The organism is Parasphingopyxis marina (assembly GCF_014237875.1).
GTDB lineage: Bacteria > Pseudomonadota > Alphaproteobacteria > Sphingomonadales > Sphingomonadaceae > Parasphingopyxis > Parasphingopyxis marina.
In genome coordinates, this window is the sequence record NZ_JACJVJ010000002.1 from 269,389 (window position 1) to 293,964 (window position 24,576).

At 63.1% G+C, this 24,576-nt stretch carries 26 protein-coding genes; 17 read left to right on the forward strand and 9 right to left on the reverse strand.

Translation table 11 applies throughout. From position 1 onward, the window contains the following. Position 1 precedes the first annotated feature (1 nt). The 6 genes from H6P80_RS10040 to H6P80_RS10065 all read left to right on the forward strand — a co-directional run bounded on the left by H6P80_RS10040 (position 2) and on the right by H6P80_RS10065 (position 5,349). Positions 2-646, forward strand: coding sequence for a phosphoribosylanthranilate isomerase (locus H6P80_RS10040; protein ID WP_185801256.1), 645 nt, complete (start codon positions 2-4; stop codon positions 644-646). Continuing rightward, positions 643-1,881, forward strand: coding sequence for a tryptophan synthase subunit beta (gene trpB, locus H6P80_RS10045; protein ID WP_185801257.1), 1,239 nt, complete (start codon positions 643-645; stop codon positions 1,879-1,881). The genes H6P80_RS10040 and trpB overlap by 4 nt, the downstream gene beginning before the upstream one ends. Beyond that, on the forward strand, positions 1,878-2,690 hold the full coding sequence (gene trpA, locus H6P80_RS10050; RefSeq protein WP_185801258.1) for a tryptophan synthase subunit alpha: 813 nt from the start codon (positions 1,878-1,880) through the stop codon (positions 2,688-2,690). The genes trpB and trpA overlap by 4 nt, the downstream gene beginning before the upstream one ends. After that, a complete protein-coding gene (gene accD, locus H6P80_RS10055) occupies positions 2,687-3,541 on the forward strand; it encodes an acetyl-CoA carboxylase, carboxyltransferase subunit beta (RefSeq protein WP_185801259.1) in 855 nt (284 codons plus the stop codon). The genes trpA and accD overlap by 4 nt, the downstream gene beginning before the upstream one ends. A 9-nt stretch (positions 3,542-3,550) precedes the next feature. Further along, complete coding sequence (locus H6P80_RS10060) at positions 3,551-4,867, forward strand: bifunctional folylpolyglutamate synthase/dihydrofolate synthase (RefSeq protein WP_185801260.1); 1,317 nt, start codon at positions 3,551-3,553, stop codon at positions 4,865-4,867. A gap of 65 nt (positions 4,868-4,932) precedes the next feature. Next, the gene (locus H6P80_RS10065) at positions 4,933-5,349 is read left to right on the forward strand and encodes a DUF6628 family protein (protein WP_185801261.1); all 417 of its coding nucleotides are present in this window, start codon (positions 4,933-4,935) and stop codon (positions 5,347-5,349) included. On the opposite strand, the gene H6P80_RS16520 is transcribed toward H6P80_RS10065, so the two are convergent. Next, positions 5,346-7,040 (reverse strand): AmpG family muropeptide MFS transporter, encoded by a 1,695-nt coding sequence (locus H6P80_RS16520; protein WP_235973860.1) that lies wholly within the window; start codon positions 7,038-7,040, stop codon positions 5,346-5,348. The genes H6P80_RS10065 and H6P80_RS16520 overlap by 4 nt on opposite strands. A 66-nt stretch (positions 7,041-7,106) precedes the next feature. Between H6P80_RS16520 and H6P80_RS10080 the strand changes: the two genes are divergently transcribed. From H6P80_RS10080 to H6P80_RS10095, 4 genes are all read left to right on the forward strand, one after another. Beyond that, the gene (locus H6P80_RS10080) at positions 7,107-8,240 is read left to right on the forward strand and encodes an aromatic ring-hydroxylating oxygenase subunit alpha (protein ID WP_185801262.1); all 1,134 of its coding nucleotides are present in this window, start codon (positions 7,107-7,109) and stop codon (positions 8,238-8,240) included. 42 nt (positions 8,241-8,282) lie between these two features. After that, positions 8,283-9,038, forward strand: coding sequence for a pseudouridine synthase (locus tag H6P80_RS10085; protein ID WP_235973861.1), 756 nt, complete (start codon positions 8,283-8,285; stop codon positions 9,036-9,038). Beyond that, positions 9,035-9,574 carry a 16S rRNA (guanine(966)-N(2))-methyltransferase RsmD gene (rsmD, locus tag H6P80_RS10090; protein ID WP_185801264.1) on the forward strand — a complete coding sequence of 180 codons (540 nt, stop codon included), beginning with the start codon at positions 9,035-9,037 and terminating at the stop codon, positions 9,572-9,574. The genes H6P80_RS10085 and rsmD overlap by 4 nt, the downstream gene beginning before the upstream one ends. 105 nt (positions 9,575-9,679) lie before the next feature. Then, positions 9,680-9,847: a hypothetical protein gene (locus H6P80_RS10095; RefSeq protein WP_185801265.1), complete on the forward strand. Its 168-nt coding sequence runs from the start codon at positions 9,680-9,682 to the stop codon at positions 9,845-9,847. A gap of 13 nt (positions 9,848-9,860) precedes the next feature. On the opposite strand, the gene H6P80_RS10100 is transcribed toward H6P80_RS10095, so the two are convergent. Continuing rightward, positions 9,861-10,253, reverse strand: a complete 393-nt coding sequence (locus H6P80_RS10100; RefSeq protein WP_185801266.1) for a cupredoxin domain-containing protein — start codon at positions 10,251-10,253, stop codon at positions 9,861-9,863. A 117-nt stretch (positions 10,254-10,370) separates the two neighbouring features. On the opposite strand from H6P80_RS10100, the gene H6P80_RS10105 reads away from it, so the two are divergent. Both H6P80_RS10105 and H6P80_RS10110 read left to right on the forward strand, forming a co-directional pair. Beyond that, positions 10,371-12,644, forward strand: a complete 2,274-nt coding sequence (locus tag H6P80_RS10105) for an ATP-dependent helicase (protein ID WP_328804985.1) — start codon at positions 10,371-10,373, stop codon at positions 12,642-12,644. A gap of 59 nt (positions 12,645-12,703) precedes the next feature. Then, positions 12,704-14,245, forward strand: a complete 1,542-nt coding sequence (locus H6P80_RS10110; protein ID WP_185801267.1) for a M20/M25/M40 family metallo-hydrolase — start codon at positions 12,704-12,706, stop codon at positions 14,243-14,245. A gap of 3 nt (positions 14,246-14,248) precedes the next feature. On the opposite strand, the gene H6P80_RS10115 is transcribed toward H6P80_RS10110, so the two are convergent. Further along, positions 14,249-14,857 carry a hypothetical protein gene (locus tag H6P80_RS10115; RefSeq protein WP_185801268.1) on the reverse strand — a complete coding sequence of 203 codons (609 nt, stop codon included), beginning with the start codon at positions 14,855-14,857 and terminating at the stop codon, positions 14,249-14,251. Positions 14,858-14,965: 108 nt separating this feature from the next. Here H6P80_RS10115 and H6P80_RS10120 point away from each other — a divergent pair, with 108 nt between their 5' ends. From H6P80_RS10120 to H6P80_RS10130, 3 genes are read left to right on the forward strand one after another with little or no spacing between them, the layout of a single operon-like run. Continuing rightward, positions 14,966-16,264, forward strand: coding sequence for an MFS transporter (locus H6P80_RS10120; protein WP_185801269.1), 1,299 nt, complete (start codon positions 14,966-14,968; stop codon positions 16,262-16,264). Continuing rightward, entirely contained in the window at positions 16,261-17,178 is a 918-nt protein-coding gene (gene cysK, locus H6P80_RS10125) for a cysteine synthase A (protein WP_185801270.1), read from the forward strand. Before H6P80_RS10120 ends, cysK begins: the two co-directional genes overlap by 4 nt. 17 nt (positions 17,179-17,195) lie before the next feature. After that, positions 17,196-17,945, forward strand: a complete 750-nt coding sequence (locus H6P80_RS10130) for an NRDE family protein (protein WP_185801271.1) — start codon at positions 17,196-17,198, stop codon at positions 17,943-17,945. A gap of 3 nt (positions 17,946-17,948) precedes the next feature. Here H6P80_RS10130 and H6P80_RS10135 read toward each other — a convergent pair whose 3' ends face one another. From H6P80_RS10135 to H6P80_RS10160, 6 genes are all read right to left on the reverse strand, one after another. After that, positions 17,949-18,644 carry a hypothetical protein gene (locus H6P80_RS10135; RefSeq protein ID WP_185801272.1) on the reverse strand — a complete coding sequence of 232 codons (696 nt, stop codon included), beginning with the start codon at positions 18,642-18,644 and terminating at the stop codon, positions 17,949-17,951. 76 nt (positions 18,645-18,720) lie between these two features. Next, a complete protein-coding gene (locus tag H6P80_RS10140) occupies positions 18,721-19,167 on the reverse strand; it encodes an ester cyclase (protein WP_185801273.1) in 447 nt (148 codons plus the stop codon). Beyond that, on the reverse strand, positions 19,164-20,966 hold the full coding sequence (locus H6P80_RS10145; protein ID WP_185801274.1) for an acyl-CoA dehydrogenase C-terminal domain-containing protein: 1,803 nt from the start codon (positions 20,964-20,966) through the stop codon (positions 19,164-19,166). Before H6P80_RS10145 ends, H6P80_RS10140 begins: the two co-directional genes overlap by 4 nt. A 22-nt stretch (positions 20,967-20,988) precedes the next feature. Further along, complete coding sequence (locus tag H6P80_RS10150; protein ID WP_185801275.1) at positions 20,989-21,432, reverse strand: MerR family transcriptional regulator; 444 nt, start codon at positions 21,430-21,432, stop codon at positions 20,989-20,991. Positions 21,433-21,517: 85 nt separating this feature from the next. Beyond that, entirely contained in the window at positions 21,518-21,874 is a 357-nt protein-coding gene (gene hisI, locus H6P80_RS10155) for a phosphoribosyl-AMP cyclohydrolase (RefSeq protein WP_185801276.1), read from the reverse strand. An 8-nt stretch (positions 21,875-21,882) separates the two neighbouring features. Beyond that, complete coding sequence (locus tag H6P80_RS10160; protein WP_185801277.1) at positions 21,883-22,131, reverse strand: DUF7218 family protein; 249 nt, start codon at positions 22,129-22,131, stop codon at positions 21,883-21,885. A 134-nt stretch (positions 22,132-22,265) separates the two neighbouring features. Between H6P80_RS10160 and purF the strand changes: the two genes are divergently transcribed. Together purF and H6P80_RS10170 are read left to right on the forward strand one after the other, a co-directional pair. Continuing rightward, positions 22,266-23,738, forward strand: a complete 1,473-nt coding sequence (purF, locus tag H6P80_RS10165) for an amidophosphoribosyltransferase (RefSeq protein WP_185801278.1) — start codon at positions 22,266-22,268, stop codon at positions 23,736-23,738. After that, positions 23,735-24,463, forward strand: coding sequence for an SDR family NAD(P)-dependent oxidoreductase (locus tag H6P80_RS10170; protein WP_185801279.1), 729 nt, complete (start codon positions 23,735-23,737; stop codon positions 24,461-24,463). Before purF ends, H6P80_RS10170 begins: the two co-directional genes overlap by 4 nt. The last annotated feature ends 113 nt before the right edge of the window (positions 24,464-24,576 follow it).

Genomic DNA, 24,576 nt, shown 5'->3' on the forward strand with positions numbered 1-24,576 from the left:
CATGGCCGACATCGATGTGAAAATCTGCGGTCTGACCACGGCCGAAGCGATAGAGGCTGCCGCCGATGGCGGTGCGAGCCATGCCGGCTTCGTGTTTTTCGAAGCCAGCCCCCGCAATATCCGCCCTCTCGATGCCGCCGCGCTGACCAAGCATGTCCCCGAATCGATGCAGCGCGTCGGCGTATTCGTCGACCCCGAAGATTCGCTGCTGGAACGGGCGATCACGGCCGCCCGGCTCGACATCGTCCAGTTTCATGGCGACGAAAAGCCCGAGCGCCTGAAAGCCATCAAGGGCCGTCACAAGATTGCGATCTGGAAAGCGATTCCCGTCAGCACCGCCAGCGACCTTGAAAAGGCGCGGCGCTATGAAGGGATCGCCGATCTGATCCTGTTCGACGCGCGAACCCCCAAGGCTTCGCGTTTGCCCGGCGGCATGGGGATTGCCTTCGACTGGAAATTGCTCGAACGCATCAAACATAAAATGCCCTGGGGTCTTTCAGGCGGGCTTTCTGCGGTCAACGTCGCCGAAGCCATCGCCGTCACCGGCACACCGCTTATCGATGTTTCTTCGGGCGTCGAAAGCGCGCCGGGGATCAAGGACCCAAAAAAAATCGCCCAGTTTATGGAAGCCGTGAAAGCCACATGACCGAAACGCCTCTCCTCAACAGCTATCGCAACCAGCCCGACGCGCGGGGCCATTTCGGCGATTTCGGCGGCCGCTACGTCGCCGAAACACTGATGCCGCTGATCCTGGAGCTGGAAAAGGAATATCGCGCAGCCCAGGCCGATCCGGCCTTTGCCGCCGAGTTCGACGATCTGCTCGCCAATTATGTCGGCCGCCCTTCTCCGCTCTATTTTGCCGAGCGGCTGACCGAGCAAGTCCGCAGGGACGCGCCGAAGGGAAAAGGTGCGCAAATCTGGTTCAAGCGTGACGAACTGAATCACACCGGCGCGCACAAGATCAACAATTGCATCGGCCAGATCCTGCTCGCGATCCGCATGGGCAAGACGCGGATCATAGCGGAAACCGGCGCCGGGCAGCACGGCGTCGCTACAGCGACGGTGGCGGCACGCTTCGGCCTGCCCTGCGTCGTTTATATGGGCGCGAAGGATGTCGCGCGGCAGCAGCCCAACCTGTTTCGCATGAAACTGCTCGGCGCCGAAGTCGTGCCGGTGACGAGCGGCGCCAACACACTGAAAGATGCGATGAACGAGGCGCTGCGAGACTGGGTCGCCAACGTCCACGACACTTTTTACATCATCGGCACGGCCGCCGGCCCGCATCCCTATCCCGAGCTTGTCCGCGATTTCCAGAGCGTGATTGGCAAGGAAGCCCGCGCGCAGATGCTCGCCCGGATCGACCGACTGCCGGACCTGCTGGTCGCGGCGATCGGCGGTGGCTCTAACGCCATTGGCCTGTTTCACCCGTTCCTTGACGATCCCGAGGTGAAAATGCTCGGCGTCGAGGCGGCGGGCGAAGGGCTCGACAAAAAGCATGCTGCGAGCCTCGCCGGAGGCGATCCCGGCATCCTCCACGGCAACAAGACCTATCTGTTACAGGACGAGGACGGGCAGATCGCCGAGGCGCATTCGATTTCCGCCGGCCTCGATTATCCCGGCATCGGCCCCGAACATGCATGGCTCAAGGAATCGGGGCGTGTGGACTATACCAATGTAACCGACACCGAAGCGCTCGATGCGTTCCAGCTGCTCTGCCGTACCGAGGGCATCATTCCCGCGCTTGAGCCGAGCCACGCTATCGCGGCCGTTACCGAGCGCGCCAAAACGATGGACAAGGATGCGATCATCCTCGCCAACCTCTGCGGTCGCGGCGACAAGGATATCTTTACGGTCGCCGAGGCGCTGGGAGTGGAGATGTGAAGCGCCTTAGCGTCCGGTTCGACCAATGCCGCAACGAAGGGCGAGCCGCGCTCGTTGCTTTCGTGACCGGCGGCGACCCCACGCCGGCCGACACCGGCGCAATTCTCGACGCGCTTGTCGAGGGTGGTGCGGACGTGATCGAACTCGGCATGCCGTTCACCGATCCGATGGCCGACGGCCCTTCAATCCAGGAGGCGAACCTGCGCTCGCTTGGCGCGGGGACGACGACCGCCGATCTTTTCTCCATCGCCACAGCGTTTCGCGAGCGCCATCCGGCGGTGCCGCTCGTCCTGATGGGCTATGCCAATCCAATGGTACGGCGCGGCGCCGACTGGTTTGCCGGGCAATGCTCCGATGCCGGCGTGGACGGAATCATCTGCGTCGATATTCCGAACGAGGAGGATCAGGATCTCGGCCCGGCGCTGCGGGAGGCGGGAATCGCCGTCGTTCGCCTTGCGACGCCGACCACCGACGAGGCCCGGCTGCCCGCCGTGCTCGAAGGCGCATCGGGATTCCTCTATTATGTGTCGGTCGCCGGGATCACCGGCAAGCAGCAGGCGGCGATGGATTCGATCGAGGATGCCGTGGCGCGCCTGAAAGCGCATACCGAGCTTCCCGTCGCGGTCGGTTTCGGCGTGCGTACGCCCGAACAGGCCGCCGCCATCGCGCGCGTCGCGGACGGTGTCGTCGTCGGCTCGGCGATCGTCGAACTGGTCGGAGAGCATGGCAAGGATGCAGCCGGCCCGGTGCGCGACTATGTTGCTTCGCTCGCCGCCGCTATAGGATCGGCACGAAAGGACGTTTCATGAACTGGTTCAACAAGGTTCGTAACCGCATCCCCTTCATTTCGAAGCGGTCGACCGAGGACACGCTCTGGCACAAATGCCGCGATTGCGACCAGATGATCTTCATCAAGGAATATGAGGAGAATCAGTCGGTCTGCCCCGAATGCGGGTTCCATGGCCGGATCGGCCCGATGAAGCGCTTCCTGCACCTGTTCGACGAACATAGCTGGGAAGTCCTCGCTTCGCCCAAGGTGAAGGAAGATCCGCTCAAATTTCGCGACCAGAAGAAATATATCGACCGGCTGAAGGCCGCGCGCGCCGCGACCGGCGAAAGCGACGCCTTCCTCAACGCCAAAGGAACGATCCACGGCAAGGACGCCATCATAGGCGTGCAGGATTTCGCCTTCATGGGCGGGTCCATGGGCCTGGCGGTCGGCGAGGCCTTCGTCCGCGGTGCGCGTGCGGCGATCGCCGCGCAATGCCCCTACATCGTGTTTACCGCCTCGGGTGGCGCGCGCATGCAGGAAGGCGCGCTCTCGCTGATGCAGATGCCCAAGATGACGGTCGCCGTCGAGGAGCTGCGCGAGGCCGGCCTGCCCTATATCGTCGTGCTGACCGACCCGACCTCCGGCGGCGTGATGGCGAGCTATGCTATGCTCGGCGACGTCCAGATCGCCGAACCCAAGGCTCTGCTCGCCTTCACGGGCCGGCGCGTCATCGAAAACACGATCCGCGAAAAGCTGCCCGACAATTTCCAGAGCGCCGAATATTTGCTCGAACATGGCGCGCTCGACATGATCGTCGCCCGCGCGGACCTGCGCGATACGCTCGGCAAGCTGATCGACTATATGACCCCCGCCCGGGCAGCCGCCTGAGTCTCTCGCATGGCCGATCACGCCCATTCGGACGATCCGGCCGTCCAGAAACAGCTCGACCGGCTGACGATCCTCTCGCCCGGTCGCGATGTGCTGGGACTCGAGCGGATTACCGAGCTGTGCAAGCGGCTCGACAACCCCCAGCGCAACCTGCCGCCGGTGCTCCATGTCGCGGGAACCAACGGCAAGGGATCGGTCTGCGCCTTTCTGCGCGCCGCGATCGAGGCGGCGGGCCTCAAGGCGCATGTCTATACCAGCCCGCACCTCGTGCGTTTCAATGAGCGGATAAGGCTGGCGGGCAAATTGATCTCCGACGCGCAGCTCGCCGCGGTGCTCGCCGAGGTTCTCGATATCTCGGAGGATGTGAACCCCAGTTTCTTCGAAGTCACGACCGCAGCGGCCTTCCTTGCCTTTTCGCGCTATCCGGCGGACGCCTGCGTGATCGAGGTCGGGCTGGGCGGCAGGCTGGACGCGACCAACGTCATCGAGCGACCGCTGGTCGCCGGCATCGCCCATCTCGGCGTCGATCACGAATCCTTCCTCGGCAACGATATCGCTGTAATCGCCTCCGAAAAGGCCGGGATCGCCAAGCGTGGGCGGCCGCTCGTCACGCAGCAATATGAAGAGGAACTGGGCGAAGCGATCGCCAAGACAGCGCTGGCGAACGGCGCCGAATGGATTGCCCGCGGCCGCGACTGGAAGGGCGCGGCCTATCGCGGCGAGCTCCATTACCACGATGCCGAGCAAAAACTGCGCCTGCCCCTGCCCCGGCTCGCCGGCGCGCATCAGGCGGATAACGCGCTGCTTGCCATCGCGATGCTGAGCCATCAGCGCGAGCTTGCTATTCCCGAATCCGCCCTGCGCGCAGCAATGGGCTGGGCCGACTGGCCCGCGCGACTCCAGCGGCTCGACCGCGGTCCGCTCGTCAGCCTGCTTCCGGAAGGCACCCAATTGTGGGTCGATGGCGGCCACAACCCGCTCGCCGCGGACGTCATCGCCCGGCACTTCGCCGAAGCGCCGAACCTCCACCTCGTCATGGGTATGCTCGCTAACAAGGATCCCGACGGGTTCCTCGCCCGTTTCGCCGGCAACACCCAGTCCGCAACCTTCGTGCCGACCGAGGGCCATGAATGCCATAGCCCCGAGGATCTCGCGGCCGTCGCGCGGAAATATGGCATCACGGCCTTTACCGCCCATGACGTCCCGTCGGCGCTGGCCGACTGGAATTACGCCAATGCCAGCAGCCCTCCGGCGACGATCGCCGTGGTCGGTTCGCTCTACCTGGCCGGCGAAGTGCTTCGGTTCAACGAAAGCTTCCCGGAATGATATTAGTTGCGATTGACTTGCAATAGCATTTGAGGTCAGATGGGCTCCATAGCGAAAGGACGCCCGTGACCGATTCCCCCAAGCTCGACACGATCCTCCCCTATCCCGCACCGACCTGCGGCGATGCCCGGATACTGCTCTTCGCGCTGCGCCGGATGGCAGTGCACGGTCTCGAAGACGCTTTCGCCGCCAATGCGCTACTGAGCTGTTACGGCTTGCGTTACCGCCGCCCCATGGTGCTGCTGCGCGCCATCCTCGTCGATATCGCCCGGGCGTCGCGCAGAAACATCATCGTCGCCTCCTGCTGCACGCCGCGCATGACCGGCGCCGAACGGACATTGCTTCAGGCGATCGCCGATCCGGATAGTAGCGGCGAGGCGATCGCCGCGCTCATGGACCGGAACGAAGCCGACGGACCGATGGCGACGATCGCCGCACTGTCGGACAGCCTCGTAGCGATGGGAAAGCCGCTGCGGCTTTAAGGGGCCAAGTCCTCGGCCTCCTCGCCTCCGGCCGAGCCGAGCGAACGATCGACGAGGCCCGAGCGGATCATCCACCAGAACAGGATAACGCCGGGAAAGGCGACGGCCGTGGTGAGCAGGTAGAAATTCACATAGCCCATGGATTCGATCAGCGAGCCCGCCGAAGTGCCGGTCAGGAAACGGCCAAGGATACTCGCCGCCGCCGACAACAGGGCGAAATGGGTCGCCGTGAATTTGAGGTTACACAGCGCCGAGAGATAGGCGACGACGCAGACCCCGCCGATCCCGCTCGCGAAATTCTCGAATCCGATCGCGCCCGCCATCCCGGCATTGCTGTGGCCAACCGCGGCAAGGCCGGCAAAGCTGAAATTGGAAATCGCCATCAGCACGAGGCTCAGCAGCACGGAATATTTCATTCCCATGCGCGCATAGAGGAAGCCGCCGACGAACACTCCCGCCAGCAGCGCCCAGAAACCCAGCCCGACATCGTAGAGCGCGATCTCGTCATTGGTGTAGCCGAGTTCCTCGAACAGCAGGCGGAAGGTGAGATTGGCGAGCGTATCGCCAAGCTTGTGGATGAGGACGAAGGCGAGAACGATCAGCGCGCCTTCCCGGGTAAAGAATTCGACGAGCGGACCCACGACTGTCGATTCGGTTCGGCCTGCCGTGCGTGTCGGCGTCGTGCAGAGCATCGCGACCAGCACCGCGCCCACCGCCAGCAACAGATAGAGGAGGACGGACAGGCCCGAGCCCAGATAGGCGGTGATCGTAGCCCAGTCGGTGACGAGGATCGCGACCAGCGCGGCCAGCGGCGGCAGCAACACCCAGTTGATCTTGCCCGACCATCCGATGTCCCGAGCGCGGCGGGCGGTCAGGTCGAAAAAGGGGAAAACGAAACCGACGATCACCATCAGGCTCAGAATCTGCACGCCGAGCCAGCGATCCAGCAGGACGCCCAGAATATAGGCGACCGGAAAGCTGAGGATGAAAATCGCATAAGGTGTACGCGTCATATATTCGGGCCATTCACGCGTTACCTTGCGCTTCGGCTCGCCCATGATGAAACCCGTCAGCACCGCAGGCAGGGCGAGCAAAGCGCAAACCATATAGGCCGCTCCCCATCCGGCACGGGCCGCCACCACCAGCGCCAACGCGCCGGCCACGGCCGCGCCGATCCGCCAGCCATATTGGCTCATCCCCGAACCGATGCCGAGCTCATGGGGCTCGAGCAGTTCGATCCGGTACCCGTCGATAACGATATCGAAAGTCGCGCCCATCACGCCGACAAGGATTGCGGCCAGCGCCACAAAGGGGAGCGAGCTGTTGGGATCGATATTGCCGAGCAGCGCCACCGCGCCCATCACCGCAAGGCCGATCACGAGCAGCCATGACCGCCGCTGCCCCATCCGGCCGAGAATGGGAATTTGGACCTTGTCGATGATCGGCGCCCAGGCCCATTTCAGATTATAGGCGAGAAAGGTAAGCGCGAAGGCGGTAACCGCCGATTTCTCGATCCCGTCCTGCGCCAGCCGCGTCGTCAGGGTTGCGCCGATCATCGCGAACGGGAAGCCCGAGGAAATGCCGAGAAACAGCGCGGCGAGCGGCGCCGGCTTCGTATAGGGCTTCAAGCCTTCGAGAAACGTGCCGGGCCGTTCGTCGGCTGACGCTACGGCATCGCTGGTATCGGCCATTGTCGTGCTCCCCGCGTTGATTTTTGCAAGAACCTAGCGGCAAAATTCGCTATGGATAGTCCCGTTATGAACGCTCTGACCCCGACAAAAGGCCAGCTGGCCCTGGCCGAGCTCTGCAGCGAGGGTGGAAACGAAGGCGGCGAGGCCGTGACCCGCGTTCCCGCCGCGCGCTACACCGATCCCGATTGGCACGCGCGCGAGATGGCCGCGCTGTTCGACACGATGCCGCAGGTGATCGCGCCTTCGGCACAACTGCCCGAGCCCAATATGGCGATCCCGCATGACGGCTTCGGCAAGCCGCTGCTCGTCACGCGCGACGCCGCGGGCAAGGCGCATGTCTTCCTCAACGTCTGCCAGCATCGCGGCACGCGGCTTGTAGAGGGCGGGGAGACCGTATGTTCGAAGCTGCTCATCTGTCCCTATCACGCCTGGAGCTATACGCTCGACGGCAGCCTCAAGGGCCTGCCACGCCCCGAGACCTTTCCCGGCTTCGACAAGGGCGCGCACGGCCTGAAAGAGCTTCCATCGCTCGAAGCGGGCGGGCTGATCTGGTTCTCCTTCGATGAAACCGCCGATTTTGCCTACCCGGCCGAGCTGGGCGAGGATTTCGACGCCTTCGGCCTCAAGGACCAATATCTGTTCCGTCGCCGTACCCATGACGTGCCGGCCAACTGGAAGCTGGTGATGGATGCTTTTCTCGAAAGCTATCACGTCCAGCGGCTTCATGCGCAGACGATCGGCCCCTTCTTCAAGGACGGCATCACCTCGGGTGACAATGTCGGCCCGCATCGTCGCTCGGCCGTCGGCCGGGCCGCCGATCTCGCCGGGCTCGACCTGTCCGATTGGGCGGCGCTCCGCAGCTGCGTGACCTTCGCCTATCAACTGTTCCCCGCGACGGTGATCGTCGTCAGCCCGGACTATGTGAACCTGATGGTATTGATGCCCCAGGGCGTGGACCGGTTGCTGGTCGAGGATTTCATGCTGATCGACGAAGAACCCAAGGACGACAAGGCGCTCGATCATTGGGAACGCAGCTGGGCGTTGCTCGACGGCCAGGTGTTCGGTGCGGAGGATTTCCGCGCGGCCGCGCTCGGCCAACAAGGGCTCTCGTCCGGCGCAATCGAGGATATCACGCTCGGCACCTTGGAAGGCGGCATCCGCGCCTTCCATAACGAGATCGAGAAACGCGTCGGCGATTAAGGCGCTTCCCCGCGTCCCCATTCTCCGGCTATGGAGACGCCCATGCCTCCCCCCAAATCCCCGCCATCCAAATCCTCCAAGGAGCCGCAGCGCATCGCCAAGCTTCTGGCGCGCGCCGGCGTCGCGTCGCGTCGCGAAGTCGAGCGGATGATCGAAGCCGGGCGCATCGCCATCGACGGCAAGATTCTCGATACCCCGGCCACGCTCCTGAAATCGCTCCACGGCGTAACCGTTGACGGCGCGGCTGTCGCCCAGCCCATCCCCGCGAAGCTCTATTGTTTCCACAAGCCGGCCGGCGTGCTGACCACCGAGCGCGATCCGAAGGGACGGCCGACCATCTACGACAAGCTGCCCAAGGGGTTGCCGCGGGTGATGCCGATCGGCCGGCTCGACCTCAATACCGAGGGCCTGTTGCTGCTGACCAATGACGGCGGGCTGAAGCGGCAGATGGAATTGCCGTCCTCCGGGGTCGAGCGCGTCTACCGGGCACGCGCCTTCGGCCCGATCACCCAGGAGCAACTCGAGGCACTGATCGAGGGCATAACCATCGACGGGATGCGCTACGGGCCCATCGACGCCAATCTGGAGCGACGAACCGGGCGCAATCAGTGGATCGAGATGAAGCTTGCCGAAGGCAAGAATCGCGAGGTGCGCAGGGTGCTCGAACATCTCGGCTTGCAGGTCAGTCGCCTGATCCGAACCGCCTATGGGCCTTTTGCGCTGGGCGATCTCGCCAAAGGCGATGTCCTGTCGATCCGTCAGCACGACCTCGTGAAATTCCGTCAAACCCTCAAATGAGGATCATTTCCGGCGGATGGCGTGGGCGCAAACTTGTCGCGCCAGAAGGCCAGGCGACCCGACCCACTGCCGATCGGGTGCGCGAAGCCTTGTTCTCGATGCTCCAGAGCCGGATCGGCAGTTTCGAAGGGCTGCGTATCGCGGATATCTTCGCCGGTAGCGGGGCGCTCGGCCTCGAAGCCCTGTCGCGGGGAGCCGCCCATTGCACCTTCGTCGAGCAGGATCGCGCTGCCATCGCTGCTTTGCGCGTCAATATCGATGCGCTCGAAGCGAGCGCCGACATTCGCGCGGCCCTCGCCGAATCGATCGGCTCTGCCGTCCAGCCCTGCGATGTGATCTTCTTGGATCCGCCCTATCGCTCGGGCCTCGCCGAAACGGCGCTGCCCCGGCTGTTGAAACAGGGCTGGATGTCGCCTTCCTGTTGGATCAGCATTGAGACGGAGCGCGACGAAAATATCGAAATCCCGGGATTTTCCGAGGATGTCACGCGTGCCATCGGCAAGGCGCAGATCACGTTGCTTCGCCCCGCCTCCTGACCCCGCGAACCTGCAAATCTGTGCGCCCCGTCACAGCGCCGATATGCCATTCCTGCGACAAGAGCCCTGGCAGCCGATCATTGGAGATCCTGCCGGGAGACGAAAATGCAGTATCGCGACAATTTGATGCTCGACACCGAAATGCTCGCCCGCGCGCTGGCCGCAACGGCCGGCGTCGAATGGTCCGGACTTCGGGACTATCCGGGCTATGGCAAGAATTACTGGCGGGACAAGGCGCGCCGCTTCTTCAAGCTCGACGCCGAAGCCGCGTAACCCAACCCGCTTTTCAGCGCACGACGATATCGCCGCTCATGCCGAACGTCGTGTGCATGAAGTGCGAACAGTGCACCTCATATTCGCCGGGCTCGGCGAGCATCACATAGATATCGGCGCTCTGGCCGCCATCCAGTTCGATCCTTCCGCGGTCCAGCATCTCGGCCGCGCCCGGCCCCAGTTCCGCAGCCTCGAAGAAATCACGAGCCGCGAAATTGTGCCCGCCATCCGAACCGTTCACGAAATGCAGCCGATAGGGGCGCCCATGGTCGAGTTCGATCGTCTCGGGCGTGAAGGCGAAGCTCGACAAGGTAACCGTCACGGTTTCCGCCTGCGACCAATCGATCTGGGCAGGAGCGGCGGTCGGTAAAATCAGAAAAACGAGCAAAATCAGGTATCGACGCATGGCGGCGCTCCTCGTTTCTACCCCCAATCCACCTCTTAGCCGATTTCGCCGCTTCGCTATAGCATATTGGTGACGAGCGGCTTGCCGCCGGCGGTTCCGTTCCCTAACTGTTCACGGGTGACCGAACCCGCCCTTCAAAGCCCCGAACCGCCATATTTGCGCGCGCTCAACCCGCCGCAGCGCGAGGCTGTACTCACAACGGAAGGCCCGCTTCTGGTGCTTGCCGGCGCCGGAACCGGCAAGACGGCGTGTCTCACTGCGCGGCTCGCCCACCTTATCTGGACGCGGAAAGCCTGGCCGTCCGAAATCCTGGCGGTCACCTTCACCAACAAGGCCGCGCGCGAGATGAAGGAGCGCGTCGCTCGCGCTCTCGGCCAGGATGTGGAAGGCATGCCCTGGCTCGGCACCTTCCACGCGATCGGCGCGAAGATGTTGCGACGACATGCAGAACTGGTCGGCCTGCAATCCAACTACACGATCCTCGACACCGACGATCAGTTAAGGCTGCTCAAACAGCTGATCCAGGCGGCCGAAATCGACGAGAAACGCTGGCCGCCACGCCTGCTCGCCGGGCTTATCGACCGCTGGAAAAATGGCGGCTGGATGCCGGCGGACGTGACGCCCGGCGAGAGCGAGCAGTACGCCAACGGCAAGGGACAGCAGCTCTACCATGCCTATCAGGACCGTCTGAAGGATCTCAACGCCTGCGATTTCGGCGACCTGCTGCTGCATATGCTGGTGATCCTGAAGACTCATCGCGATGTGCTCGAACACTATCAACAGCGGTTCAAATATATCCTCGTCGACGAATATCAGGATACCAACAGCGCCCAATATCTCTGGCTCCGTCTGCTGGCGCAGGAGCGGAAGAATATCTGCGTGGTCGGCGACGACGACCAGTCGATCTATAGCTGGCGCGGCGCCGAGGTCGCCAACATCCTGAAATTCGAAAAGGACTTTCCGGGCGCCAAGGTCGTCCGCCTGGAGCAGAATTACCGGTCTACGCCCCATATCCTCGCCGCCGCGTCGGGCGTCATCGCCCATAATGGCGGACGGCTCGGCAAGGAGCTGTGGACCGACGCGGATGAGGGCGAGAAGGTCAAGGTCATCGGCGTGTGGGACGGGCCGGAGGAAGCCCGGCGCGTCGGGGAAGAGATCGAAGCGTTCCAGAGCAAGGGCGGATCGCTCGACGATGTCGCGATTCTCGTCCGGGCCCAGTTCCAGACGCGCGAATTCGAAGACAGGTTCATCCAGATCGGCCTTCCCTATCGTATCATCGGCGGATTCCGCTTCTACGAGCGGCAGGAAATCCGCGATGCGCTCGCCTATCTGCGCGTCGTCACCCAACCCGCAGACGATCTCGCCTTCGAACGTATCGTCAATACGCCCAAGCGCGGCCTCGGCGACAAGGCGATGGCGAAGCTCCACGCCTATGCGCGCGCCGAGAATATCCCACTCTCGCTGGCGGCCAAACGAATTATCGACACCGACGAGCTGACGCCGCAGGCGCGCCGATCACTCGGCGATCTCGTCGCGAATTTCGCGCGCTGGCGCGATACGGCAAACGACCTGCCCCATGCCGAGCTGGCGCGGATCGTGCTCGACGAATCCGGCTATACCGCAATGTGGCAGGCGGATCGGTCCGCCGAGGCCGCCGGCCGGCTCGAAAACCTGACCGAACTTGCGCGCGCCATGGAGGAGTTCGACACGCTCGGCAGTTTCCTCGAGCATGTTAGCCTGGTGATGGACAATGACGCGGGCGAGGATCGCGAACATGTGACGATCATGACCATCCACGCCGCCAAGGGGCTGGAATTCGATACGATATTCCTCGCCGGATGGGAGGAAGGCGTGTTTCCCTCGCAGCGTTCGCTCGACGAAGGCGGCAACAAGAGCCTCGAGGAGGAACGCCGCCTCGCCTATGTCGCGATCACCCGCGCGCGGCGGCTCGCCCATATCGTTCATGCCGCCAATCGGCGGATTTACGGCCAATGGACGAGTTCGATCCCTTCCCGTTTCATCGGCGAATTGCCCGAAGAGCATATCGATTCCGAGACCAGCATGACCGGAGGCGAGAGCCTGTGGCGCGCCAACTGGTCCGAACAGGGCGATCCCTTCGCCAATGTCGCGCGCGCCGGGGGACGAGGCCCCGGCTGGCGACGCGCCGCGACATCCGGCGCCCTGCCCAAGACCGGCAAGGTGATGGAAGCGCGGGCCAGCGCCGTCAGCTTCGGCGCGAAGCCACGAACCGACATCGCGCTCGGACAGCGCATCTTCCACGAAAAATTCGGGTACGGCTCGGTGCAGGAAATCGAGGGCAACAAGCTGGAAATCGAATTCGAAAAGGCGGGGCGCAAGCGCGTGCTCGACAGCTTCGTCGAACCGGCCTGACCGAGCTTGCCAGCGCCGGGACGCGCGATCATGATCCCCACAAGAAAAGGGAGCAGATCATGACCGACCATTCCGATTCCCAATCCGGCACCACACGCCGCGACGTCCTGCGCGCCTCGATGATGGCGGGCGCCGCCGCCTCGCTCTGGCCCGCGAGCATGGCCCTGGCGACCTCTCCGCATCATGATGCGATCCGGGCCGCCGCGCTCGCCAATCGCGAGGCGGATATCGCCCGCATCCAGGACTGGATCCGCCTGCCCTCGATCGCCGCGGAAAACCTCAACATGCCGGACGGCGCCGAATATATGGCGGAAATGATCCGCGAGGTCGGCTTTACCGACGTCGAAATCGTGGCGACGGACGGCCATCCCGGCGTGTTCGGGCTGATGGACAACGGCGCCGAACGGACACTCGGCATCTACTTCATGTACGACGTCAAACAGTTCGATCCCTCGGAGTGGCGTTCTCATCCGATCGAGGCACATATTGTCGAAGTCGATGGCTTCGGCCGCGCGATCATGGGGCGCGGCGCGGTCAACCAGAAAGGTCCCGAAGCGACCTTCCTCGCGGCGTTGCGCGCGATGCGCGATGCCGGGGTCGCGCCGCCGGTCAACCTGGTCTTCGTCGCGGAGGGAGAGGAGGAGATCGCCTCACCCAATTTCCACCAAATTCTCGCTCGGCCGCATATCCGCGACGCCTTCGCGCGCGCCGAGGGCGTATTCATGCCCAGCGCATCGCAAGGCGCCAACGGGGAGGTGACGGTCAACCTCGGCGCCAAGGGCGCGGTCGAACTGGAAATAGTCTCAAGCGGCGAAAGCTGGGGCCGCGGGCCGACCCACGACATCCATTCGAGCCTCAACCCAATCGTCGACTCCCCGGCCTGGCGCCTCGTCAACGCGCTCAACACGCTAACCACCGACATGGGTAACCGTCCGGCGGTCGACGGCTGGTACGAGAATGTACGTGCGCTCACCGACCGCGAACGCGCGCTCGCCGTCGGATGGGCGCGACGCGCCGACGAAACCGCGCTGATGTCGGCACTCGGCGTCTCGCACTGGGTTGACGATATGGACTTCGAGGACGCGATCGTGCGGCTCGCGCAGGAACCCTCGATCAACATCCAGGGGCTGGTCGGCGGCTATACGGGGCCCGGCGGCAAGACCATCCTGCCGCACCGGGCTGTAGCCAAGATCGATCTGCGCCTCGTTCCCAACCAGACGCGCGAGGAAGCCGAACGCAAACTGCGCGCGCATCTCGATGCGGCGGGCTATCCGGATATCGAGGTGAATGTTTCCGGCGGCTATGGCCCGACCGAGACAGCCGAAGACAGCCGTCTCATCCAGAGCCAACTTGCCGCCTATAGCGCCCTCGGCGTCGAGACGGCGATAAACCCGCGCGTCGCCGGTTCGTGGCCGGGCGTAACCTTCACCGCCCCGCCGCTCTCAAAACCCGCCGGCCATTTCGGCATGGGCTATGGCACCGGTGCCCACGCGCCGAACGAGTATTTCGTGATCGAACCGACACGCGAGGGCATCGCCGGCATCACCGATGCGACCATGAGCTATGTCGAGATGCTGTACCAGCTGGCGAGCGCCGCCTAGCCGCTACGCGCAGCCCTCGACATACTGGATGCTGGGCCCACCGGCGTGGATCACCTGCACCGTGCCGTCCTCGCCAACTTCGTAGCGGATGCCACGCGCGTTCGCGTCCTGGACATAGGGGCCCTCGGGCGTGCCCGTGGACCAGACGGTCAGATATTCGCCGGGTGCTTCGACATAGGTGTGCGGTGATGCCTGAATAGCTTCGCCATAGGCCGCGCGCACTGCGGCTGACGTCGCGCCGACGGTTAGCCCCGCATCGGTTTCCACACCGGGATCGATGATCGAAACACGGGTAAGAACGCCCTGCTCGATCATCAACAGCAGGCCTTCGGGCGCGCGTTGCGGACGGAACTGGCTGCAGGATTCCGGATCCGGGCCACCGACGGCTTCGGGGTTCGCATCCTCACCGAACTCGGCCGTGATCTCGTCGACCGTCATGCCGATCCGCAGGGCGCCATAGCCCTCCGCCGTCAGCTGCGGTTCTTCGGCGGTTTCGGCAGCTTGCGCCGTTTCGGCGGCCTCTGCGCCGCTATCGCCGGCTTCGGATGCGGGTTCGCTCGAACAGGCTGTCAGCGATATCGCGGCCAGTGTCGCAATCGTCAATCTAAGCATCTTGAATCTCCTGCCTTTATCCATTCAATCTACAGCAGCAAGCAGCGCTTGTCCCGTTGAAAGCGAGCCTCGCTTGCGGCCCGCTATCGCCGCCTCTTAGAAGAGATAATGGCCGACGCCCCGCACCCGTTCCAAATCCCCAATTTCCGAGCCTATTGGGCGTCGCGCCTGGCGATGACGCTCGGCCAATATGCGATGATGCTGATTATCGGCTGGCAAGCATACAACCTGGCGCGCGATGGCGGCATGAGCGTCGGCGGTGCTTCGGGGCAGCTCGCGATCATCGGCCTGTTGCAATTTGTGCCGCTGTTCCTGCTGACGCCCTTTGCGGGTCTCGCCGCCGACCGGTTCGACCGGCGAAATTTTTCGCGGCTGATGCTGCTGGTCCAGATCGCCTGTGCCGGCGCGCTGGCAACCTTCACATGGCTCGATGCGATGAGCTTGCCGATCCTGTTCGTGATCGCGGTTCTGCTCGGGATCGGCCGCGCCTTCGCGGGCCCTGCGCTCGCGGCGTTGGCACCTAACCTGGTGCCGCGAGAGGTGCTGCCCAACGCCATCGCGCTTTCATCGATCGCCTGGCAATCGGGGATGATCGTCGGGCCGGCGATCGGCGGTTATCTCTACGTCGTCGAGCCCGCCCTGCCCTATGCAGCGACATTTGCCCTGTTCCTGCTCTCGTTTATCGCGCTCGGCTTTATCGGCCAGGTGCCCCGCCCGAAAATCACCGGCTCCCCCCGCCCCATCGGCCAGGTTGTCGAAGGACTGCGCTATGTCCGCCTCAACAAGATGGTGCTGGGCGCGATCACGCTGGACCTGTTCGCCGTTTTCCTTGCCGGCGCGACCGCGCTGTTCCCGGTCTATGCCCGCGACGTGCTGGACGTCGGCGCGCGCGGGCTCAGCCAGCTTGCCGCAGCTCCCGCCATCGGTGCCGCGCTTACCGCGCTCTGGTTCTCGTTCAAGCCGCTCAAGAACAATGTCGGGCCCAAAATGCTCTGGTCTGTCGCGCTGTTCGGGCTTGCGACAATCATTTTCGGCTTTTCGACCTGGATGCCGCTGTCGCTCGCCGCGCTGGTGGTCGTCGGATCGGCCGATATGTTCTCGGTCTATATCCGCCAGTCGCTGATTCAGCTCCACACGCCGGACGACATGCGCGGGCGGGTGTCTTCGGTCTCGATGCTGACCATATCTGCCTCGAACGAATTCGGCGATTTCTTCTCCGGCGGCCTCGCATGGATATTCGGGCCGATCTTTGCCGTCGTTTCGGGAGGTATCGGCGCGATTGCGACGGTGCTATTATGGGCGCGATGGTTTCCGGTTCTGCGACATACGCGGACTTTCGATCCGCCAGACCATCTTGTCGACGACGCCGAAACCCCAGAACAAACTTTGCAGGAGACTTTGACGTGAAGGCAGCAAATATCCTCGAGACGATCGGCAACACCCCCCATATCCGGATGCAACGCCTGTTCGCCGGCGCTGAGGTGTGGATCAAGTCAGAACGCGCCAATCCCGGCGGATCGATCAAGGACCGTATCGCGCTTTCGATGATCGAGGATGCCGAGGCTTCCGGCGCGTTGAAACCCGGCGGCAAGATCGTCGAGCCGACATCGGGCAATACCGGCATCGGCCTCGCTATGGTGGCCGCGGTCAAAGGCTATGAGCTGGTGCTCGTCATGCCGGAAAGCATGTCGATAGAACGGCGGCGGCTGATGCTGTCCTACGGCGCGAAATTCGATCTGACCCCCAAGGAAAAGGGCATGAAGGGCGCAATCGAACGGGCGCAGGAACTCGTCGCCGCTTCGGACAATGCCTGGATGCCGCAACAGTTCGACAATCCGGCCAATATCGCCGTACATGTCAGAACGACCGCCGAAGAGATTTTGGCCGATTTCGCCGACACCCCGATCGACGTGCTGATTACCGGCGTCGGCACGGGCGGGCATCTGACGGGGTGTGCGGAAACGCTCAAAAAAGCCTGGCCGGAGATGAAAGCCTATGCCGTCGAGCCGACGCTCTCGCCGGTCATTTCGGGTGGTCAGCCAGGCCCCCACCCGATCCAGGGCATCGGCGCGGGATTCATACCGGAAAATCTGCACACGAGCGCTATCGACGGCGCGATCGAGGTCGATCCCGAAGACGCCAAGGAAATGGCCCGGCGGGCGGCGCGCGAAGAAGGCATGCTGATCGGCATCAGTTCCGGCGCGACCCTGGCGGCCATCGCGCAGAAACTGCCGGAACTCGAGGGCAAGCGCATACTCGGCTTCAACTACGATACCGGCGAGCGCTATCTTTCGGTCCCGGACTTCCTGCCGGAGGAATAGCAGGAGGAACCGCTCCCATGTGCGTGTTGGCGTTCGCGTGGAATGCGCATTCCGATTGGCCGCTGGTCGTCATAGGCAATCGCGACGAACTGCACGCCCGCCCTGCGGCCCCCCTTGCGCGCTGGGACAATCCTTCGCACATCATCGCCGGGCGCGATATCGAACAGGGCGGCACCTGGCTCGGCGTTTCGGCAGAGGGCCGGCTCGCCGTGATCACCAACCGCGCGAATCCCAACGGCCGGGCGCCAGACAAAGCATCGCGCGGCGCGCTCGTGCTGGATGTACTGGCAGGCACCGGGCGTTATGCTCGGCCCCGCGAAAACGACTTGGAGGACTTCAATCCCTTCAACCTGATCACCGTAGACGGCAATAGCGCGCAATTTCTCTCGAACCGACCGGGACCTTTGCGAACACGGCTCGGGCCCGGTCTCTATGGCCTTTCCAACGGTGCGCTCGACGATCCCTGGCCCAAGATCGAGCGAATCAAGGCGATGCTCGAGGATTGGTTGCGATCCGGAAAAGACGACCAGGGCGCGCTGCTGGACTGGATGCGGTCCGACGATTCGCCACAGGTGGAACCGCGCCAAGCCGATCTCAGTCCGATCTTCATCCGCAATCCCGTTTACGGCACGCGCTGCAGCACCATCGCGGCGGTTAATGCGCGGGGCAAGGGCTGGATCGTAGAGCGAAGCTATGACGCCGAAGGCACGCCGACAGGCGAAACGCGGATCGCATTCGATTGGCCGCGCGAACGGCTGTCAGCCTAGTCGCTAGTTCCCGCCACGACGCATATCAGGTGGGAGAAGATTTTCGGGCGAATCGCCATCGAGCTCGGGAAGGCGGGGATCGGGTTCGTAATATTCGGGATCGGGCAATTCGGGATCGAATTCTTCCTTTTCGCGATCGGGGAAACGCAGTTCGTCTTCCTGGCTGTCGGCGCGCGCGACGAGATCCGCATCGGCGAGCCGATCGATGATCATGTCCGCGCCGGTCATCCGCGAGACCATCCCCCGCCCGCCCACCGTCGGCTGTGCGACGAAATCCAGTTCCGCGGTCAGCCTGCGGCTATAGTTGAAAGCCGGTTCGGTGCCGCGCGGCAGCTCGAGCACGAGCCGACCCTCGCAGCGCGCTTCTTCGGTACTTTCGTTGAAGTTCACCAGATGAGCACCCTCGATACGGGCCACGGTTCCGGTTTCGAGCCGCGACAACATCTCGCCGTCGTCCTCGCGCGTGGTGCGCGCACGACTGAAGATACGCTGGCGAATGGAATCGACCGTCGATTGGGCGCTGCACAGCCGCTCGCCAGGCGACATCGCCGCGAGATCGTCGGTAGCGCTTTCGGGGGCCGCCTCGTCTATGCCGCCATCATAATCGCCGAGCCCCATGCTCATCGCTGCGAAATAGGCAGCCGTCGCGACGATCACGACGCCCAAAATCCCGAGAATCCAGTGGGCTTTGCGAGACACCCTTATCCTCTCCTGCCGATTTGCGGCTTTTAGGGGAAATGGCAGCGCACCGTCTAGCGCGGCGCGCTGAACCGTATCAACCGCCGGGCAGCAGGCCGAGTTGCTGCATGACCGAAAGCTGGTCGTACCAAACCCGCTCGTTGGTTATGCCATCATCGTCGAAGGTGAAGAGCGCGGCCATGCGAATCCGGAAATCCTTGCCGGTGGGCGGGATTTCGGTACCGCCCAGTTTCAGCGGCCCCTTATGCGTGCCCATCAGCCAGAATTCGACCAGCACGCCATCGTCGGTATGATGGAATTCGATCGGTTCGTTGCGTTGGTCCGGAAAGGACGCGCGGGATATCTCGTAATATTTGCGGACTTCCTCTTCGCCCTCGAACACAGTGCCGCTCGGGATCAGCTCGTAACGCGGATGGGTGAAGGTCTCGATCGTCCGGTCGAACTCATGGACGTTCTCCGATTCCATATGATCGCGGACGACCTCTTCCCGCCAAGTGCGGACGACTTCGGAAACTCCCGTCATGCGGCCACGAACATTTCGGGATCGAGCGCCATCAGGCTTTCCGAACCGCCTTCGATCTTCGCACGATGCGCACCGGCCTCGGGCATGATGCGCTCGGCATAGAAGCGCGCCGTCACGAGCTTGGCTTCATGGAAGGCCTTGTCTTCGGCGCCTGCGGTGATGGCCGCCGCGCTCGCCTTGGCCATGCGCAGCCACATCAGGCCCAGGGTGACGACGCCCATAAGCTCCATATAGCTGTATGCCGCAGCGCCGGCATTGTTGAAGTTCTGCATCGAATTCTGCATCAGCCACATCGTTGCCGCCTGCAGCTCTCCATTGGCCTTGGCGAGCGCCGCGCCGACCTGTTTGACCGTATCGTCCTCGCTATCCTCGCCGGCTTCCTGCGCGACGAGTGCGAGATAGCCCTGGACCGCTCGCCCGCCATTCTGTGCCAGCTTGCGGCCGACCAGATCCATGGCTTGGACACCGTTGGTGCCTTCATAGATCATCGAAATCCGGGCATCGCGGACATATTGCTCCATCCCCCATTCGCGGATGTAGCCATGGCCGCCATAGACCTGCTGCGAGATCGTCGCGACATAATAGCCTTTGTCGGTGACATAACCCTTGATCACCGGCGTGAGCAGGGAGATCAAGTCATCGGCCTGCTGCCGCTCCTCCTCGGTCTGGGCGAGATGGATAAGATCGACCTGCAGCGCGCCCCACAGGCACAGCGCCCGGGCCCCTTCGAGATAGGCCTTCGACTCCATCAACATCCGGCGTACGTCAGGATGGACGAAAATCGGATCGGCTTTTTCTTCAGGATCCACAGGGCCGGTCAGCGCCCGGCCCTGACGGCGATCCTTCGCATATTGAACCGCGTTCTGGAACGCGACTTCGCCCTGGGCCAGGCCCTGGAGACCCACGCCGAGCCGCGCCGCGTTCATCATGATGAACATGGCGGCAAGGCCCTTATTTTCTTCGCCGACCATGAAGCCGGTCGCGCCGTCATAGTTCATGACGCAGGTCGAATTGCCGTGGATGCCCATCTTTTCTTCGATCGATCCGCACGATACGCCATTGCGCGCCCCGAGCGAGCCATCGTCGCCGACCATGAACTTAGGCACGATAAACAGCGAGATACCTTTGGAGCTGTCCGGCGCGCCGGGCGTTTTCGCCAGTACGAGATGGATGATGTTTTCGGTCAGGTCATGCTCGCCGGCCGAGATGAAAATCTTGGTGCCGGTAATGGCATAGCTGCCGTCGGCCTGCGGCTCGGCCTTGGTACGGATCATCCCGAGATCGGTGCCGCATTGCGGCTCGGTCAGGTTCATCGTGCCGCCCCATTCGCCCGAAATCATCTTCGGCAGGTATTTTTCCTGCTGTTCCTGCGATCCCTTGGTGATGATCGAAGCGACGGCACCCATCGTCAGCCCCTGGTACATGGCGAAGGCCATGTTCGAGCTGATCAGATATTCCTCGAAGGCCGTCGAAAGCACATGCGGCAAACCCTGTCCGCCAAATTCCGGCGGTGCCGACAGCGTCGTCCAGCCCCCGGCGATGAACTCGTCATAGGCGGCCTTGAAGCCCGTGGGCGTCGTTACCGATCCGTCGTCATGGCGGGTGCAGCCTTCCTCGTCGCCCACCTGATTCAGCGGGAAGAGTTTTTCGGCGCAGAATTTGCCGCCTTCGGTGAGGATCGCGTCGACCATATCGGCGGTTGCGTTTTCAAAGCCCGGCAAGTTCGAATAGCGCTCAAGACCGACGACCTGGTCGAGCACATAACGGCTGTCGCGGACGGGGGGCGTATATTGGGGCATGGTTTCCTATCCTGTGATTTGCTTAGGCGCGCTTTTTCGCGGCTTCTTCTTTGTCCGCTTCCTCGACAAGGTCGACGAAGTTCTCGAGTTCGGCGATCGACGAATCGATATCAACACGCTGGCTTTTCAGCGTTTCGATGCGCGTCCGACATTTTTCCAGCGTCACTGCGCGCTGTTTCGTCCGGCCGTCGCCGAGATCGTAAAGATCGATCATTTCGCGAATATCGGCAAGGCTGAATCCGACACGCTTGGCGCGCAGGATCCAGGCGAGCCGGGCACGGTCGCGTTTGGTGTACACGCGCGAAAGGCCGTGCCGTTCCGGCGAAATCAACCCTTCATCCTCATAAAAGCGCAGCGCGCGCGGCGTTACGCCGAACTCGGCGGAAAGGTCCGAGATGGTGAAGGTTTCGCGATTTTTTGCGTCGGGCGTGTCGATGCCCGCTTCGGGGAGGGTTCTGCTAGCCATAGTCCCCGAGACTTAGATACCGTTCACGTTAACGTCAAGCTATGACGCTACGGCAAGGCTGGAAGGTTTTCTCGGCGCCGCGGGGTTAGGAAATACGGCGCAGCTTCCCGCCGTCGACGCGACGATAGAAGCAACTCCGCTCGCCCGTGTGACAGGCCGGCCCGGCCGGATCCGCGATCAGCCAGAGCGCGTCCTGGTCGCAATCGATGCGCATCTCCGTAACAAACAGCGTGTTGCCCGAGGTCTCGCCCTTCTTCCACAGCGTCTCGCGGCTGCGCGACCAGAAATGGGCGATACCGGTTTCGAGGGTCAGGTCCAGCGCCTCGCGGTTCATATGGGCGACCATCAGCAGATCGCCCGACACACGGTCGGTCACGATAGCCGTGAGCAGGCCCTTATCGTCGAATTTGGGATCGAGGCTATCGCCGGTTTCGCGGTCCATCCCCCCTGCTAGTGCGAGCGGATGGCCTCGATCAACTCTTCTTTATCCATTTCCGATCGCCCCTCGATACCGATCTTCCTGGCCTCCTCGTAAAGATCGTCCTTGCTGCGTTCTTCAAGCCGGGTGCCGCGCGGCCGGACATTATCGTTCGCCTGGGCATTTGCGATCCGCGCGGCCTTCTCCTTCGAAGCGCCTTCCTCGCGCAACGCATCGTAATTTTCGTCGTCCTTGACGCTCGGTCCGTGATCCTTGGCCATGGTTTTATACTCCTTTCCCGGCCCAAACGCATGGGCCCCGCGGAAAGTTCGGCAAATATTTATGACAAAGGCGAGACAAGCCGCAGCGGGCACCCTATATGCACGCCCGTGACCGACCATGGGCCGGAGTCGCTATGCTGACCACAAATCCTTTCGACGTTTCCGATGCAGATGAAGACAAGCTGCGCGAAGAATGCGGCGTATTCGGCATATGGGGCGCCGACACCGCCTCCGCCGTCGTCGCGCTGGGGCTGCACGCACTCCAGCACCGCGGCCAGGAAGCCGCGGGCATTTCCAGCTATGACCGCAACTATTTCCACAGCCACCGGGCGACCGGCCATATCGCCGGCAATTTCGACGAAGAGGATGTGATCCGCCAGTTGCCCGGCGACGCGGCCTGCGGCCATGTCCGCTATTCGACCACCGGCGAATCGGGACTGCGCAACGTGCAGCCGCTCTATGCCGAGCTTTCCTCGGGCGGCTTCGCCGTCGCGCATAACGGCAATATCTCGAACGCGATGACCTTGCGACGGGAACTCGTCAGCCATGGCTCGATCTTCCAGTCGACCTCTGACACCGAGACGATCATCCATCTCGTCGCGACATCGGCCTACAAGACATTGCTCGACCGGTTCATCGACGCGCTGAAACAGGTCGAAGGCGCCTATTCGCTCGTCTGCCTGACGCCCGAGGGGATGATCGGTTGCCGCGATCCGCTCGGCATTCGTCCGCTCGTCATGGGCAAGCTTGGCGATGCAGTGATCTTCGCATCGGAAACGGTCGCGCTCGATGTCGTCGGCGCCGATTTCATCCGCCAGGTCGATCCCGGGGAACTGATCATCGTCAACGACGAGGGCATCAAATCGCACCGCCCCTTCCCGCCGCTCGCGCCGCGCCCCTGCATCTTCGAACATGTCTATTTCTCGCGCCCCGATTCGATCGTCGACGGGCAGTCGGTCTATTCGGTGCGCAAGCAGATCGGCGCCGAACTGGCGATCGAAAGCCCCGCCCCGGCCGACCTCGTGATCCCGGTGCCCGATTCGGGCGTCCCCGCCGCGATCGGCTTTGCGCAGGAATCGGGCATTCCCTTCGAGCTCGGCATCATCCGCTCCCACTATGTCGGGCGGACGTTCATCCAGCCCGGCGACAAGGTGCGCCATCTCGGCGTGAAGCTGAAGCACAATGCCAACCGGCCGCTGATCGAAGGCAAGCGGGTCGTGCTGATCGACGATTCGATCGTCCGCGGCACGACCAGCACGAAGATCGTCGACATGATGCGCGAGGCCGGCGCGACCGAAGTCCATATGCGCGTCGCCAGTCCGCCGACGACCAACAGCTGCTTTTACGGCGTCGATACGCCGGAACGCGAAAAACTTCTCGCCGCCCAAATGGATGTCGAGCATATGCGCGAATATATAAAAGCGGACAGCCTTGCCTTCATTTCGATCGACGGCCTCTACCGCGCGCTCGGCGAAGCGGGGCGCAATGCCGAGCATCCGCAGCGTTGCGATGCCTGTTTCTCCGGCGAATATCCCACCCCGCTCACCGATCATGACGGCCTCGCCACCGTGACCCAGCTTCCGCTCCTCGCCGAACGCGTCAAATGACGGCCGCATCCGGGGAAGCCAGGCCTCTCGAAGGCAAGTTGGCGGTCGTCACAGGCGCCAGCAGGGGCATCGGCGCGGCGACCGCGAAGGAATTGGCTGCACGCGGCGCGCATGTGATCCTGGTCGCGCGCACCGCCGGCGGGCTCGAGGAAGTGGAGGATGCGATCCACCAGGCAGGCGGCAGCGCGACGATCGCCCCGCTGGACCTCGTCGATGGCGATAGCATCGCGCGGCTCGCCACCGCGATCGGCGAACGTTGGCAGGCGCTCGACATCCTCGTCCTCAACGCCGCAAAACTCGGCTCGTTGACCCCGGTCGCGCAGATCCCCGCCAAGGAACTCTCGGAAGTGATGACGCTCAACTTCATCGCCCAGCAGGCGCTGATCGCCGCGTTCGATCCCATGCTACGCAAGAGCGAGGCGGGACGGCTGATCGCGATCACCTCCAGCGTCGGCGCGAGACCGCGCGCTTATTGGGGCGGATATGGCGCCTCGAAAGCCGCGCTCGACGCGCTTGTGACAAGCTATGGCGAGGAGGTGAAGAACCTCGCGCCCCTGCGCGTAGCCCTCGTCAATCCCGGCGCGACAGCCACCGCGATGCGCCAGCTTGCCTATCCGGGCGAGGATCAGGCGACCCTCAAAACGCCCGAAACTGTCGCCCAGCGGATTGCCGATCTCGCATCCGAGAATTTCGAGACCGGGTTGCGGGTCGATATCGAGGGCTGATACGCCCCACCGTCGACTCAGGGCGGCGAAATCCCTACTGTTGATTTCGATCACAGCACCGTTGCCGGGCCGAGCCTATCCCGATGCCCGGAGACAATCCGGAGATGATCGAA

Bases quoted from the DNA above. Each gene is read 5' to 3' on its own strand.
- H6P80_RS10040 (WP_185801256.1), top strand. From the start codon at position 2: ATGGCCGACATCGATGTGAAAATCTGCGGTCTGACCACGGCCGAAGCG.
- trpB (WP_185801257.1), top strand. From the start codon at position 643: ATGACCGAAACGCCTCTCCTCAACAGCTATCGCAACCAGCCCGACGCG.
- accD (WP_185801259.1), top strand. From the start codon at position 2,687: ATGAACTGGTTCAACAAGGTTCGTAACCGCATCCCCTTCATTTCGAAG.
- H6P80_RS10060 (WP_185801260.1), top strand. From the start codon at position 3,551: ATGGCCGATCACGCCCATTCGGACGATCCGGCCGTCCAGAAACAGCTC.
- H6P80_RS16520 (WP_235973860.1), bottom strand. From the start codon at position 7,040: ATGGCCGATACCAGCGATGCCGTAGCGTCAGCCGACGAACGGCCCGGC.
- H6P80_RS10080 (WP_185801262.1), top strand. From the start codon at position 7,107: ATGAACGCTCTGACCCCGACAAAAGGCCAGCTGGCCCTGGCCGAGCTC.
- H6P80_RS10085 (WP_235973861.1), top strand. From the start codon at position 8,283: ATGCCTCCCCCCAAATCCCCGCCATCCAAATCCTCCAAGGAGCCGCAG.
- rsmD (WP_185801264.1), top strand. From the start codon at position 9,035: ATGAGGATCATTTCCGGCGGATGGCGTGGGCGCAAACTTGTCGCGCCA.
- H6P80_RS10095 (WP_185801265.1), top strand. From the start codon at position 9,680: ATGCAGTATCGCGACAATTTGATGCTCGACACCGAAATGCTCGCCCGC.
- H6P80_RS10100 (WP_185801266.1), bottom strand. From the start codon at position 10,253: ATGCGTCGATACCTGATTTTGCTCGTTTTTCTGATTTTACCGACCGCC.
- H6P80_RS10110 (WP_185801267.1), top strand. From the start codon at position 12,704: ATGACCGACCATTCCGATTCCCAATCCGGCACCACACGCCGCGACGTC.
- H6P80_RS10115 (WP_185801268.1), bottom strand. From the start codon at position 14,857: ATGCTTAGATTGACGATTGCGACACTGGCCGCGATATCGCTGACAGCC.
- H6P80_RS10120 (WP_185801269.1), top strand. From the start codon at position 14,966: ATGGCCGACGCCCCGCACCCGTTCCAAATCCCCAATTTCCGAGCCTAT.
- H6P80_RS10130 (WP_185801271.1), top strand. From the start codon at position 17,196: ATGTGCGTGTTGGCGTTCGCGTGGAATGCGCATTCCGATTGGCCGCTG.
- H6P80_RS10140 (WP_185801273.1), bottom strand. From the start codon at position 19,167: ATGACGGGAGTTTCCGAAGTCGTCCGCACTTGGCGGGAAGAGGTCGTC.
- H6P80_RS10145 (WP_185801274.1), bottom strand. From the start codon at position 20,966: ATGCCCCAATATACGCCCCCCGTCCGCGACAGCCGTTATGTGCTCGAC.
- H6P80_RS10150 (WP_185801275.1), bottom strand. From the start codon at position 21,432: ATGGCTAGCAGAACCCTCCCCGAAGCGGGCATCGACACGCCCGACGCA.
- hisI (WP_185801276.1), bottom strand. From the start codon at position 21,874: ATGGACCGCGAAACCGGCGATAGCCTCGATCCCAAATTCGACGATAAG.
- H6P80_RS10160 (WP_185801277.1), bottom strand. From the start codon at position 22,131: ATGGCCAAGGATCACGGACCGAGCGTCAAGGACGACGAAAATTACGAT.
- purF (WP_185801278.1), top strand. From the start codon at position 22,266: ATGCTGACCACAAATCCTTTCGACGTTTCCGATGCAGATGAAGACAAG.
- H6P80_RS10170 (WP_185801279.1), top strand. From the start codon at position 23,735: ATGACGGCCGCATCCGGGGAAGCCAGGCCTCTCGAAGGCAAGTTGGCG.